The sequence below is a fragment of the Roseibium sp. Sym1 genome (assembly GCF_027359675.1).
Classification (GTDB): domain Bacteria; phylum Pseudomonadota; class Alphaproteobacteria; order Rhizobiales; family Stappiaceae; genus Roseibium.
The window spans coordinates 557,817-571,048 of the sequence record NZ_CP114786.1; the positions used below are offsets into that span (position 1 = coordinate 557,817).

14 protein-coding genes are annotated in these 13,232 nt (G+C 62.8%); 8 read left to right on the top strand and 6 right to left on the bottom strand.

Annotated elements, in window-relative coordinates; translation table 11 throughout:
• Window positions 1-134: 134 nt before the first annotated feature.
• The 3 genes from O6760_RS02560 (at window position 135) to O6760_RS02570 (ending at window position 1,138) form a co-directional block, all read left to right on the top strand.
• Entirely contained in the window at window positions 135-539 is a 405-nt protein-coding gene (locus O6760_RS02560; RefSeq protein ID WP_269583923.1) for a tautomerase family protein, read from the top strand.
• Window positions 540-614: 75 nt separating this feature from the next.
• The gene (locus O6760_RS02565) at window positions 615-839 is read left to right on the top strand and encodes a type II toxin-antitoxin system CcdA family antitoxin (RefSeq protein ID WP_269583924.1); all 225 of its coding nucleotides are present in this window, start codon (window positions 615-617) and stop codon (window positions 837-839) included.
• Window positions 839-1,138, top strand: coding sequence for a CcdB family protein (locus tag O6760_RS02570; protein WP_269583925.1), 300 nt, complete (start codon window positions 839-841; stop codon window positions 1,136-1,138). Before O6760_RS02565 ends, O6760_RS02570 begins: the two co-directional genes overlap by 1 nt.
• Before the next feature lie 134 nt (window positions 1,139-1,272).
• On the opposite strand, the gene O6760_RS02575 is transcribed toward O6760_RS02570, so the two are convergent.
• Window positions 1,273-1,410, bottom strand: a complete 138-nt coding sequence (locus O6760_RS02575) for a hypothetical protein (RefSeq protein ID WP_269583926.1) — start codon at window positions 1,408-1,410, stop codon at window positions 1,273-1,275.
• 134 nt (window positions 1,411-1,544) lie between these two features.
• Between O6760_RS02575 and O6760_RS02580 the strand changes: the two genes are divergently transcribed.
• The 4 genes from O6760_RS02580 (at window position 1,545) to pheT (ending at window position 7,225) form a co-directional block, all read left to right on the top strand.
• Window positions 1,545-2,462, top strand: coding sequence for a LysR substrate-binding domain-containing protein (locus O6760_RS02580; RefSeq protein WP_269583927.1), 918 nt, complete (start codon window positions 1,545-1,547; stop codon window positions 2,460-2,462).
• Between the two features lie 522 nt (window positions 2,463-2,984).
• Window positions 2,985-4,067, top strand: a complete 1,083-nt coding sequence (gene pheS, locus O6760_RS02585; protein ID WP_269583928.1) for a phenylalanine--tRNA ligase subunit alpha — start codon at window positions 2,985-2,987, stop codon at window positions 4,065-4,067.
• Window positions 4,068-4,091: 24 nt separating this feature from the next.
• Window positions 4,092-4,745 (top strand): phenylalanyl-tRNA synthetase subunit alpha, encoded by a 654-nt coding sequence (locus tag O6760_RS02590; RefSeq protein ID WP_269583929.1) that lies wholly within the window; start codon window positions 4,092-4,094, stop codon window positions 4,743-4,745.
• Window positions 4,746-4,807: 62 nt separating this feature from the next.
• Window positions 4,808-7,225, top strand: coding sequence for a phenylalanine--tRNA ligase subunit beta (gene pheT / locus O6760_RS02595; RefSeq protein ID WP_269583930.1), 2,418 nt, complete (start codon window positions 4,808-4,810; stop codon window positions 7,223-7,225).
• Between the two features lie 101 nt (window positions 7,226-7,326).
• Here pheT and O6760_RS02600 read toward each other — a convergent pair whose 3' ends face one another.
• The 3 genes from O6760_RS02600 to O6760_RS02610 all read right to left on the bottom strand — a co-directional run bounded on the left by O6760_RS02600 (window position 7,327) and on the right by O6760_RS02610 (window position 8,558).
• Window positions 7,327-7,599 (bottom strand): hypothetical protein, encoded by a 273-nt coding sequence (locus tag O6760_RS02600; protein WP_269583931.1) that lies wholly within the window; start codon window positions 7,597-7,599, stop codon window positions 7,327-7,329.
• Window positions 7,600-7,871: 272 nt separating this feature from the next.
• Window positions 7,872-8,207, bottom strand: a complete 336-nt coding sequence (locus O6760_RS02605) for a hypothetical protein (RefSeq protein ID WP_269583932.1) — start codon at window positions 8,205-8,207, stop codon at window positions 7,872-7,874.
• A 36-nt stretch (window positions 8,208-8,243) separates the two neighbouring features.
• Window positions 8,244-8,558 (bottom strand): hypothetical protein, encoded by a 315-nt coding sequence (locus tag O6760_RS02610; protein ID WP_269583933.1) that lies wholly within the window; start codon window positions 8,556-8,558, stop codon window positions 8,244-8,246.
• Window positions 8,559-8,742: 184 nt separating this feature from the next.
• Between O6760_RS02610 and O6760_RS02615 the strand changes: the two genes are divergently transcribed.
• Entirely contained in the window at window positions 8,743-9,390 is a 648-nt protein-coding gene (locus O6760_RS02615; RefSeq protein ID WP_269583934.1) for a nucleotidyltransferase family protein, read from the top strand.
• A 339-nt stretch (window positions 9,391-9,729) separates the two neighbouring features.
• Here O6760_RS02615 and O6760_RS02620 read toward each other — a convergent pair whose 3' ends face one another.
• Together O6760_RS02620 and pabB are read right to left on the bottom strand one after the other, a co-directional pair.
• Window positions 9,730-10,749 carry a hypothetical protein gene (locus O6760_RS02620; RefSeq protein WP_269583935.1) on the bottom strand — a complete coding sequence of 340 codons (1,020 nt, stop codon included), beginning with the start codon at window positions 10,747-10,749 and terminating at the stop codon, window positions 9,730-9,732.
• A gap of 433 nt (window positions 10,750-11,182) precedes the next feature.
• Window positions 11,183-13,021, bottom strand: a complete 1,839-nt coding sequence (pabB, locus tag O6760_RS02625) for an aminodeoxychorismate synthase component I (RefSeq protein ID WP_269583936.1) — start codon at window positions 13,019-13,021, stop codon at window positions 11,183-11,185.
• Window positions 13,022-13,232 lie beyond the last annotated feature (211 nt).

The window sequence follows — 13,232 nt, forward strand, 5'->3', positions numbered from 1 at the left end:
GTGAGGGGGCAAACCTTTTTCGAATAACTCACCGTTTGTCCCCTCACCCGGACCTGTGGTCCGACCTCTCCCACCGGGAGAGGTCATCGGGCTCACGCCCAATTGTCGTTATCAGAGCTGAAAAGGAAACTCCCATGCCGCTGACACAGGTATCCATCCGCAAGGGATCGAAGACGGAAGCGCAGAAGAAGACGCTGTTGAACGAGATTTACGAGGCCATGCGCGAAACTTTCGACGTGCCCGCCGACGACCGTTTCATGACCATCACGGAACACGCTCAGGAAGATTTCGTCTTCGGCCGGCATTACATGAACATCGCCCGGTCCGACGACCTGATCCTGATCTTGCTGACCGTCAGCGACACGCGGACCGTCGAAAGGAAACAGGCACTTTTCAAACGGATCGCAACCGGTCTGGTACGGGAACTGGGCGTGCGCCCGGAGGACATCTTCATCAACCTGGTGGAGACGAAGCTCGAGAACTGGTCCTTCGGCAACGGCATCGCGCAATACGCGGACAAGGTCCCGGCAGTGGCATAAGCAGCGAGCCAGCTCTTCACGCTTTGCACGCCCAACCATCCATTGTACTCTCCTTCCAGTTTGGCGGAGAGTTCGATGGCACCCAAGACACCCGTTTCCATTCCGGTGGATCCCCGGTTGGCAAGACAGGCCGGAGACCTGAAGGTCGACCTGAGCAAGGCAGCCGAAGACGGCCTGTCGCGCGCAGTCAAAGCGGAACGCGAACGACTGTGGCGATTGGAGAATGCGGGTGCCATTGAAGCCGCCAATGCCTTTGTCGACGAAAAAGGTCTCCCTTTTGACCGGCACCGGCAGTTCTGATGGCTCGACTGGACGTTCGGCGCCTGGAAGATTCAACCTACCTGGCGCTGGAGTTGCAGGCCAATCTGCTCGACGGCTTCAATACGCGGATCGTGGCGCCGCTGGTTCCAAAAGACGAGATCGGCAGCCATGTCTCTCGGTTGAATCCTTTGTTCAAGATCGACGGCGAGACGTATGTGATGCTAACCCAGCACATGGCTGCAATTCCGGTTGCCGAACTCGGAGATGTCGTCTGTAACCTCGGGAAATACCGGGACGACATTACCGCCGCGACCGATTTCCTGTTCCAGGGCTTTTGAACACCGGTTCGGACAAACAGAAACGGCGCCGGGCCGAAGCCCAGGCGCCGTTTTCTGGTCCTGGTCTGTCCAACCGGCCAGCCTGTTTGAGGCCGATCAGAAATGTCGGGAACCGGCCTCACAGCCGGTTGGTATCAACGCCGGTTGAGCGGCAGGTCGGCCAGTTCGCGCTGGCTCATGCGGACAACAGCCGGATGGGACAGCGGATCGGCGCGGTCGTAGGACGTTGCCGGGGTTGCACGGAACTGACGGCGCATAAACAGTTTCATCATGAGGTTCAATCTCCTTATTGTTGTTTTTCTCATGGCCAAATTCCTTTTTCTGAATTTAGCTATGCTGCGTATATACGCCCCGCCTCTTCCGAAAAAAATCGACTTCTCTTGGATTTCGCTTTAGAAAATCTAAAATGAAAAACCTTAACCGCATCCATCTGTCCGGCCTGCGCGCGGTGGAAGCCGTCGGCCGGCTCGGCTCCATCAAGGCGGCCGCCGACGAACTGGGCGTGACGGTGGGCGCCGTCAGCCAGCAGGTCCAGAAGACCGAGGCCCAGCTTGGCGTGCAGTTGTTCGAGCGCCGGAACCGGGCGTTGCTGCCGACGGCTCACGTGCTGGCGATGCAGCCGCACCTGACCAGCGCCATGTCATCGCTGTCGACGGCCATCGCCACGACCGAACGCGGCCGAGAGGACGCGCTGACCATTTCGGTTGCCCCTGTCTTTGCCGGCAAGTGGCTGGTCTGGCACCTGAAGAATTTCAGCAAGGCCCATCCGGGCATCCGGGTGCGCGTCGAAGCCACCGTAGATCTGGTCGATCCGGACACCAGCGATGTCGACCTGTGCATCCGGGTCGGCAACGGCCCCTACCCCGGCCTCAACGCGGAAAAGCTGCTCAACCAGCGGATTTTCCCGGTCTGCAGCCCGGCGCTCGCCAGGGAGATCAGGGAACCGAGGGACATCGGCAAGCTGCCGATCATCCGCGATCCGGGCCAGATGTTCACCTGGAAGACCTGGCTCGATCTCTTCGGCCTCGATGAGAGCATTCTGCAGGACGGTCCAACCTTCTCCGACGGTTCCCTGTGCCTCGACGCCGCCATTGCCGGCCAGGGCGTGTTCCTCGCCTGGGAGACCCTCGCCGTCTACGCCGTCAAGTCCGGCCAGGTGATCGCCCCCTTCCCGGAGCGTCCGGCAACCGGTCTCGCCTACTGGCTGATCAGCGGAAAAAACGCGCCCCGGACAAAGGCCAAGCAGGCCTTCGGCGTCTGGCTCAAGGAGGAATTGCAAGCCTCGATCGGACGGCCGAAGGGGGCTGATGTTGTAACGGAGTGAAGAGCATCAGCCGCCACCTGTCCTCTCCAACCCATCAGCGTCATCCTGAGGAGGACCGCAAGGTCCGTCTCGAAGGATCCGCCACCCGGTTGGCGCAAGCGGCCCATCCTTCGAGACAGCGCTTTGCGCTTCCTCAGGATGACGCAGAGGGGGGGAAGGACCGCGTTTTTTCGGGAATGGCTCATCAAGGTAGCCCAGACGCCTTTTCCGCTTGCCATCTTCCCGGCTTTGGGTAGATTGACGCGCATGAGCAACCGCACCGCACTTCTCTGCTGTTCAAACACAGCCAAAGGCGACTGCCGCCTTGGGGCTGATGCCGTGCGCCTCATCGAGCTGCAGGGCCCCGCCTGCGGACGATTTATGCGCTAAGGCGCTCTTGTTTCCGCGCTTTTTTCTTCACCGGGGTGTCACGCAATAATGCGTTCGAGGCCGTGGCCTTCCGAGCCATTATTCGCTAAAAGACCCCGACTTTCTGTTTCGACTTCAAGCGCGCGCCGCGCGCGAACCGGTACCTGAGCACGCATGTCCAATCTCGATACACTTGAAACCGACCTTCTGTCCGCCATCGACGGAGCGGAAACGGAAACCGCTCTTGAAGAGGTCCGCGTCCAGGCCCTGGGCAAGAAGGGCAAGATTTCCGAGCAGATGAAGACGCTCGGAAAGATGACCCCGGAAGAACGCCAGGTCATGGGCCCGGCGCTGAACGGCCTGAAGGCCAAGATCACCGAGGCGATTTCCGCCCGCAAGGACGTTCTCGCCGAAGCCGCGCTGGAAAGCCGCCTTGCCAGCGAAACCGTCGACGTCACCCTGCCGCTGCGCCCCGCGCCGACGGAAACGGGCCGGATCCACCCGGTCAGCCAGGTGATCGACGAGCTGACCGCGATCTTCGCCGACATGGGCTTCTCCATTGCCGAGGGCCCGGATGTCGAAACGGACGAGCTGAACTTCACCGCGCTGAACTTTCCCGAAGGCCATCCGGCGCGCGAGATGCACGACACATTCTTCTTCAACGAGAAGGCAGACGGTGACCGCCTGTTGCTGCGCACGCATACCTCGCCGGTGCAGATCCGCACCATGCGCAATCAGGAGCCGCCGATCCGCGTGATCATCCCGGGCCGGACCTACCGGTGCGACAGCGACCAGACCCACACGCCGATGTTCCACCAGGTCGAAGGCCTCGTCATCGACAAGGAAAGCCATTTCGGCCACCTGAAATGGATCCTGCACGAGTTCTGCAAATCCTTCTTCGAGGTCGACGACATCAAGATGCGGTTCCGACCGAGCTTCTTCCCGTTCACCGAACCGTCCATGGAGGTCGACATCCAGTGCGACCGCTCCGGCGGCGAGGTCAAGATCGGCCAGGGCGAGGACTGGCTTGAAATCCTCGGCTGCGGCATGGTGCATCCGAACGTGATCCGCAACTGCGGCCTTGATCCGGATGTCTACCAGGGCTTTGCCTGGGGCATGGGCATCGACCGTATTGCCATGCTGAAATACGGCATGCCGGATCTCCGGGCCTTCTTCGACGCGGATGTGCGCTGGATCCAGCATTACGGCTTCCGCCCTCTCGACCTGCCGACGCTGTTCGGCGGGTTGTCCAGCTAACCTTCGGAACGGGGGCGAACACTCATGTCTTTGCTGATCCGCATTTCAGTTGTCTTCCTGCTGCTTGTCGCAGCCGCGCTGCCGGCGGCCGCCCAGACCGCAGACAAGGACACACGCGTGGCTTCACCGACCTCCTTCCTGGAGGCCTGCGCGGAAAAAATCGAAAGCCGCGGCCGCTTGCGCTTCTGCGACACCTATTTTCGCGAGAAGCTCGGCACCGAGGCCGATGCCCTGCTGTACCTTCGTGACCGGATCACCCGCCTGCGCGCCGGTCACGAGGCGAGTTCCGCGGAGAAATACCAGAGTTTCCTGCAGGCCATCTATATCGTGGCCTTCCTGACCATCGCGTCGATCGTGCTGATCGCCAGCGACCGGCGCATCGGCGGCACCGCCAAGTGGGCCGGCCTGACCAGCACGGCCGCGCTCCTTGTGATGGTGGTGATCGTCGCCACGGGCTGGCTCGGCAAGTACCGGGCGGAATATGCGGCTCAGGTCGAGCTTGGCATCCTGCGCGACAAGATCGAGACGGAAGCCGCCCAGGCGATCGCAACCAAGCAGCAGATCACGCCGGACATGGTGCGCAGCTGGACCAACGACTTCTCCGATATCGGCCGGCGCTTCGCCCAGAATTACGGCGCCGCCACGGTCCTGCCCGAAGTCGACCGGCTCGGCAACTGAGCCCGCCATTCGCCCGTTTCGCGGCCCATCGCGCGCCGCCAGAAATTTGAAGAGATTGACACATGAAATTCACACTTTCCTGGCTCAAGGAGCATCTTGAGACCGACGCCAGCCTGGACGAGATCGTCGAACGTCTCACCATGATCGGGCTGGAAGTCGAGGAAGTCACCAACAAGGCCGACCGGCTGAAGAGCTTCCGGATCGCCAGGGTCCTGGAGGCCGAGCAGCACCCGAACGCGGACCGGCTGCGCGTGCTGAAAGTCGACACCGGCGAGGGCGATCCGATCCAGATCGTCTGCGGCGCGCCCAACGCCCGCGCCGGCCTTGTCGGCGTGCTCGGCAAGCCCGGCGACTATATCCCGGGTCTCGATGTGACGCTGTCCGTGGGCAAGATCCGCGACGTGGAAAGCTTCGGCATGATGTGCTCGGAGCGCGAGCTGGAACTGTCCGACGAGCATGACGGCATCATCGATCTGCCCGGGGATGCTCCGGTCGGCATGACCTATGCCGCCTGGGCCGGACTGGACGAGCCCGTGATCGAGATCGGCCTGACCCCGAACCGCCCGGATTGCACCGGTGTCTACGGCATTGCCCGGGACCTTGCCGCCGCAGGCCTCGGCAAGTTGAAGGAGCGCAGCCACGAACAGGTTCGCGGCAGCTATCCCTGCCCCGTCGGTGTGACGCTCGACTTCGGCGACACCAAGCCGATGTGCAAGGCCTTCGGCCTGCGTCTGGTCAAGGGCGTGAAGAACGGCCCGTCGCCAAAATGGCTGCAGGACCGCCTGACCGCCATCGGTCTCAGGCCGATCAACATCCTGGTGGACATCACCAACTACATGACGTTCGACCAGGGCCGGCCGCTTCACGTCTTCGACGCGGACAAGGTCCACGGCAATCTGGTGGTCCGCCGCGGCAAGACGGGCGAGAAAATCGACGGCCTCAACGGCAAGTCCTACGACATCGACGACAGCGTCTGCGTGATTTCGGACGACAACGGCGTGGAGAGCCTCGGCGGCATCCTGGGCGGCGAGCCGTCCGGCTGTACCGAGGGCACGGTCAACGTCCTGATCGAGTCCGCGCTCTGGGACGAGGACGACATCGCCGCCACCGGACGCAAGCTCGGCGTCAACACCGATGCCCGCTACCGGTTCGAGCGCGGCGTGGACCCCAATTACATGATGCCGGGGCTGGAACAGGCGACACGCATGGTTCTGGACCTGTGCGGCGGCGAGCCGTCCGAGGCGGTCCAGACCGGCGGCCTTCCCGACAGCAGCAACATCATCACCTTCCCCTATGCGGAAATCAAACGGCTCAGCGGCGTCGATGTGACCCCTGTCGAGGCCAATGTGACGCTGAAATCCCTGGGCTTCTGGATCTCCGGCACCGGTGACACGGTCAAGGTCGCGGCACCGAGCTGGCGTCCGGACATCGAGGGCAAGGCCGATCTGGTGGAAGAGGTCGTGCGCATACTCGGGCTTGACCGCGTGCCGTTCACGCCGTTGCCGCGCACGGGAACAGTGGGCCAGAAGGTGCTGACCACCGGCCAGATCCGCCGCAGCCGGGCGCGAAGGGCATTGGCCGCGCGCGGATTCAACGAGGCCGTGACCTGGTCCTTCATCGCCAAGGACCAGGCCGAACTGTTCGGCGGCGGCGGAGCCGATCTGGCGCTGGCCAACCCGATCTCCAGCGAGATGTCCGACATGCGCCCGAGCCTGCTGCCGGGTCTGCTCGCGGCGGCCCAGCGCAATGCCGACCGCGGCTATGGCGATGTTGCCCTGTTCGAGGTCGGCCAGGTCTTCCGGGACGACACGCCGGAAGGACAGAAGATGGCCGCGGCCGGCGTGCGCCGTGGCACGGCCAAGCTGCAGGGGCCTGGACGCCACTGGTCGGGCGCCTCCGCGAATGTGGACGTTTTCGACGCCAAGGCGGACGCCGAAGCGGCGCTTGCCGCGATCGGTGCGCCGGTCGACAGGCTTCAGGTCACGACCGACGCGCCTTCCACGTTCCATCCGGGCCGTTCCGGCTGCCTCAAGCTTGGGCCGAAGAACACGCTGGCCGTGTTCGGCGAAATTCATCCGCGCACGCTGCAGAAACTCGACATTGAAGGCCCGCTCGCGGCATTCGAGATCTATCTCGACGCCCTGCCGCAGCCGAAGGGCAAGGGGGGACGCTCAAAGGGTGCGCCCAATTCAAGCGACCTGATGCCCGTACGTCGCGATTTCGCTTTCCTGATGGCCAGGGATGTCACCGCGGAAACCCTTCTGAAGGCTGCCCGCGGCGCCGAGAAAAACCTGATCGGCGATGTGACCCTGTTCGACATCTATGAAGGCCAGGGCGTTCCGGAAGGCCAGAAGTCGGTCGCGATCGACGTGCTGCTTCAACCGCGGCAGAAAACGTTGACCGATGAGGAAATCGATGCCGTGGCGCAGAAGATCATCGCCAATGTCGAAAAGGCCACCGGCGGCACCTTGAGGCGCTGAGGCCCTGTGATGCGAACCGGCCGCGCGGAACTCACCGCGCGGCAGACCGGGACGGATCCGTCCAATTTTCCGGAATTTACCGTAGCAGTTCGGAACGCGGCCTAGTTGTTCCGATGCCCTGTTTCCGCGCAAATCAGTACGGAGCACCTCTTGCTGTCGATGGTCGGCACGAATGTCGTGCGCACCGTCTGCCCCGTGAAACACTGCGACCTGTTGGTGACGTAACGGTCGAACTTGTGGGGCCCGGACTTCAGGTTGATCCTGCCGAAGCGGTTGATGAGTTCGTGTGTCTGGGCACAGGTCAGCTTGGTGGTGTCCGGCTGCCGCCGTGTCTGGGCATGCGCGGCAGGGATCAGTGCAAAACACATTAACAAGAAGACAACAGACCTCCCGGCATGACATGCAATTAAAAGTTGCTTCATTGTATCTTTCCCGTTAATTGCAAGTACTGACCGGCCTGCTCAGGCTGACTGATGTATTAATTGGGCATTTTGCCAGAAATAGGCAAACCTTATTTCATAATTGTGAACCGCACTTCATGCACGGAAAGTCTCCCTGATTCCCGTGGAACGAGAATGAAGGTAAACTCTGAATATCCGATAAATTGTCTTTCAGAAAGTAAGCTCTTCCAGTTGCCCTGCGCGAATTAGCGCTCACGTCGGTTCTGGTAGCATCTGTACCCCACGGCACAGTCCGGGTTGTTGCTGGTCGGTGCGAATTTTGCGCGTACCTGCCTGGTCTGCGGCATGCAGTAGCGCGCATCGGCCACGAATCTGTCGAAGGTTGTCGGGCCGGTTGTCATCACAAGGCTGCCGTTCTTCCTGACAAGGTCCTGGGCCTGCTCGCAGGTCATCTTGCGGGTATCGGGACGTGCGGACTGGGCATGAGCCGGCGCTGCCTCCAGACACAACACCGCCAGGCAGACACCTGCCATCCACGGGGAAGCTGGAAGTCCGTCCCGTTTCCTCTGCCTTTGCCGCATCCTTGCGGCTCCCAACCTGCTTGTCCTCAACGCCACCTAGTCGAACCGCCAGCGCTGGAATTCCTGGCAGCGCTGCACGTAGCAGCGATTGGTGTCCCGGGTCGGAATGTAGTCCTTGTAGAGGACCTCCCCGTGCTGACAGAAATTCCGGTTGGCCACGTAACGGTCGAATGTGTACCGGCCCGTGCTGATGACCGCGGCACCGCGCTGGTTGATCAGGGCCTGCACCTGCGCACAGGTCATGGTCGTCGAATTCGGCCGTCCGGACTGGGCTTGGGAAACGCCGGCACCGGCCAGCGTGGTTCCGGTCGCCAGAACGGCAATGGCCAGTTTTGTCAGCAAGGTGTGCATGTGATTGTCCCGAACAGTCCTGTCATTCGATGAGATGGTGCCTGACGGCAGTGTGTCAAGGTTCCGGCCACGGGTCACCGGGCAAGTCGATCAACTTTTCCGGCACGGGGCCGGCACAGCGACAACCGGCTTTCATCGACCCCGGAATCGGTTAGGTTTCCCGACCGGAGCAAAGGACGCCGCGATGACCAGCAAGACCCGTTTTCCGGCCGCATACAACCGGCTCGCAGACCCCTATGCCGCAAGCGAACAGGACCGGCTTGACGCCCTTGCGCAAATCCTTGCGTCGGTACCGCATGTCATGACCATCCTGCACACGTTGCGTGACCTCGCCCTCCCCGATGCCTGGCTGGTCTCGGGCGGGATCTACCAGACTGTCTGGAACATCCTGACGGAGCGCCCGCTCTTCCATGGCATCAAGGATTTCGACATCATCTATTTCGACGGTACAGACCTGTCCTACGACGCGGAGGACGCCGTGATCACCAGGGTCGACACCGCCCTGCCGGACTTCGCCGGTCTGCTGGAAGTCCGCAACCAGGCACGTGTACACCTCTGGTACGAACAGCGTTTTGGACGGCCCTACCGGCCGCTGGACTGTGCGATGGACAGTCTCACCACCTATGCCGCCCGCACCCACGCGGTTGCTGCCCGCCTCGACGACGGCGGCCGCCTCGTCGTTCACGCCCCCTTCGGTCTCGCCAATCTCTTCGCCATGCGCCTGGTGCCGAACTACCTGCAGCCCAACCAGGAGACCTATGCCGAAAAGGGCGCGAGGATGACGGCGCTCTGGCCGGAGCTTGAGCTGGTGGCCTGGGAAGGCGGGACGTAGCACGTTCGCCATTAGAGCCTTTCCCGGTCAGATTGAGGCATTCTGTTTTTCGTCCGGCGAGGCGATCAGCGCGGAGGGGCATGAAGCCCATAGCGGGGCTATGGGCAAGTGGCCCGACAAAGCAGGCGTCCGCCGGACGCAAACCTGCAGGGCCGGGCCGGTTTGGTCCAATGCCGTCGCGCTTCGCCTCGACCGTGCGGCCAGCACGATCTTCGTCAAATCTCTCGGCCTTGAACCAAATCGTCTCCGGCAGAATACCTCAATCCAACCGGGAAAGGCTCTAGCTTTCCCGGGCCTGAGAACGGCGACGGGCCGGGACATTGCAGACTGCGTTCCGCGTCAGTTCATGATCCAGTAGACCACCTTCACGTTCCGGCCGGGCGACATCTTGCTCAACGGATGAAGATCGATGAAGTAGCCGGAGTGTCCCGTCACGTCCGCCCGCGGCAGGTACGACACGGTTGCAACGCAAGGCTCGCCGGCATGCGATGTCGCGTAAACAATCGAGTTCTCGTGCAGCAGCGGGTGATAGATGTGGATGTTGCGCAGTTTGCGGCGGTCTCCCGATCCCTCGTCGTTCTCGTAGGTGAAGTCGACCTTGCCGTGGCGCAGTCTGCCTTCGAAGGCTGCCACATAGCCTTCGTCCGTGGAGTAACCGCCCGTACGTGTGTCGTTTGCGGGCCCGAATTTCGGGATGAGCCCGCCCTGCAGACGGATGTTGCCGCTGTCGCCGTCGATCCAGACGGTCGACTGCGCCGTCTCGTCGGTGGCGATGGTCGCTGTCCTGGGGAACAGCAGCAGGTCGCCGTCGCGCCCGTTGCCGCCGACGGCGATGTTGCCGCGCCCGGCGTCCAGCCAGATCGAGGCCTGGCTATCCTGCCGGATGTCGTCCGCATTCGGCGGAAACAGCAGCACGTCGCCATCCGTGCTATGGCCGCCGGCGCGGATGTTGCCGTTGCCGCTGTCGAGCCAGATCGTTGCCGCCCGATCCTCGCGAATGTCGTCCGCGCGGCCCGGAAACAGCAGCAGGTCGCCGTCGGCCCCGTTGGCGCCGGCACGCAGGTTGCCGTTCTGGCCATCCAGGCTGATCGAGACATGATCGGCCGAATGGCTGCCGGAGGTCACCGTCTTGCTGATGAAGGCCCGGCCGGACGCGCCGTTACCGCCTGCATAAAGACTGCCGGCGCGGCCATCGAGACGGACCCGCTCCTCACCGTCATCGCTGCGAAGGAACAGATAACCATCGAGCCCGTTGCCGCCGGCTGAAATCTGGCCCGTGCGGCCGCTTAGCCGGACCGTCACCCGCCTGTCGTCGTCGCTGACGGTTACCTCAACTCTTTCACTGAATTCCTCGGCCATTTCGCTCTCCCTCTCGCTGCTACCGGACACGCCTCCCCTGCCGCATTCGCCTCAACGCGATCAGGGTGCTCGGGATTTCCCGGCAGGGCATTGACCTGTCGCAAGAGTTGCATTTTCGGTTTTGAAATATCTCTGATTTCACGTGCGGAACGCGCCAGGCATTCAAGCGGTCGCGACGTCATCCCCGGGCATCGAGGGAAGCTGGCCCTTGTTGATTTGCGTCGAGATCCGAGATTGAGGTGAAACAGTTCGATGGCTGTCCCTGCGCAGGCAGGCTCCGAGTAAACCAATGACTTCGTTATAAAATATTTGCCGGGGATACGGGATCCCGGATCTCCGCTCCGCTGTGTCCGGGATGGCGCAGCAGAAGAATGCCGGCCGTCTTCGAACAACTGACCGAGGTTGGTTCCGCACCCTCTCGCCCGATGCAGGCCTATCCCGCCTGCCGTATGCGCGCTACCGACGTCCGCTGCGCGGCGCTGCGGCTCATGATCCGTGCCCGAACCAGCCCCCTGACCGAATTGCCGACCAGGATCTCGTCCGCGGTGTCGAGGTCGTCGCGGGTCAGGTCGGCCTCGACAGCCAGGCCCCGCTCCAGCAGTCCCGCCCTCAGGGTTCCCGGCAACAGGCCGTGGCGCAGGGCCGGTGTCATCAGGCGGCCGTCTTTCTTCAGGAACAGCGTCATGTAGCTGCCTTCGGTCAGGAAACCGGCCTCGTTCTGAAACAGGACCTCCTGGCAGCCGGTCCCGGCCTGATACCGCGCACGCGTATCGTCGTAAAAGGCCCGGTTGGTGGTCTTGTGATAAAGGAACCGGTTGCCCGAATGGGTGGTCTCGGCAGCGAGTGCCAGATTGAAGACTGTGGCGCCGTCCACCGGCGCCAGATCCGTCGCCGTCACGCTCACCGCCCCTTCCGCGTTCAACAGCAGGCGAACGCGCCGCGAACCCGAGAAGGTCTCCGCTGCCTCCAGGAGCGCCGCCCGGATATGCTCTTCATCGAAGCGAAAACCGAAATAATCCGCTGAGATCCGCAGGCGTCCGAGATGGCGCTCGAGCAGCAGGTAACCCTCCGCCGGGTCATGGGCCATGGTTTCGATCAGCTCGAATTCGGGCACGGCCTCGGACAGGAACCTGAGCTTCAGGGCGCACTCGTCATATTCGGGCGCGGCACCGCTGTCGAAGACGACCCCGGACCCGGCCCCGGCCTCGCCGGTTCCGTCCGCCCGCAGCACCAGCGTGCGGATGGCGACGTTCAGGCGAAAATCGCCACCGGGCGCCAGGTGGCCGATCGATCCCGTGTAGACGCCGCGCGGACCCGTCTCCAGATCGTGGGCAATCTGCATCGCGCTCAGCTTCGGCGCGCCCGTGATCGAGCCGCAGGGGAACAGGTTCTCGATGATCTCGGCAAAGCCCACCGGCGCGGGCACGTCAGCTTCGACCGTCGAGGTCATCTGGTGCAGGCTCCGGTAACGTTCGACCTCACACAATCCGGTGACCTTGACCGAACCGGTTTGCGCGATGCGCGACAGGTCGTTGCGCATCAGGTCGACGATCATGATGTTTTCGGAGCGCTGCTTCGGGTCGGTTGCCAGTTCGCGGGCAATGCGCGTGTCTTCGGACGGATAGCGTCCGCGCGGCGCGGTGCCCTTCATCGGGCGGGTGCTCACACGTGTGCCCCGCCGTTCCAGAAACAGCTCGGGCGACAGGGACAAGACCGTCCGGTCGTTCAGGCGCAGGAAGGCGGCGAATTCGACCGGCTGCCGGCGCAGCAGGTCGAGGAACAGGCGCTCGGCGGAGCCTTCATGGGCAAAGCGGGCGCGCAGGGTCAGGTTGACCTGGTAGATGTCGCCCCTGGCCAGATGATCCCGAACTTCGGAAAAGGCCGTGTCATAGGCGGTCCGGTCCATGTCGAACCCGGGTGCCCCGGTGCGGGCCTCGCCTTCGCCGGCGGCGCTTGCAAGCAGGCTTCGGGCCTCTTGCAGGGAGATCCGTAGGGGCTCCCGATAGAGACCGAACCACATGAGCGGCTCGCCTGTTTCCACATAAAGCCGGCGCAGCTTGTCTTCAAACGCGTAACCGAGTTCATAGGCAAGATACCCGGCGGCATGCAGCCCGGCAGCCTGGGCGGTTTCCAGGCGGGCCAGGCAGGCCTTCACCTCTTCCAGGCGGGTGCAGGTAACGATCTCGGACGGCGCCTGGAACAGCAGGGCAGACTGCTGTTTCAGAAGGTCCAGGAGCAGGATCGATCCGGGCTGTAAGGCGCGCTCAGGCATCGGGTTCAGCAGTTTTCAGGTCCAGGTGGCCCGCATGGTAGCGCGGGCGGCCCCGGATGCGTGGTTCACAAGGAGCGGCTCATGGCATCCATGCGACATCAGGTCAAGCCCGGCGGGGCGCCAGGAGACGGGAAACGGGAGACGGGAGACGGGAGACGGGAGACGGCACGCAAAAAAAGACCGGCCGTTGCGGGCCGGTCTTCGCAATTCA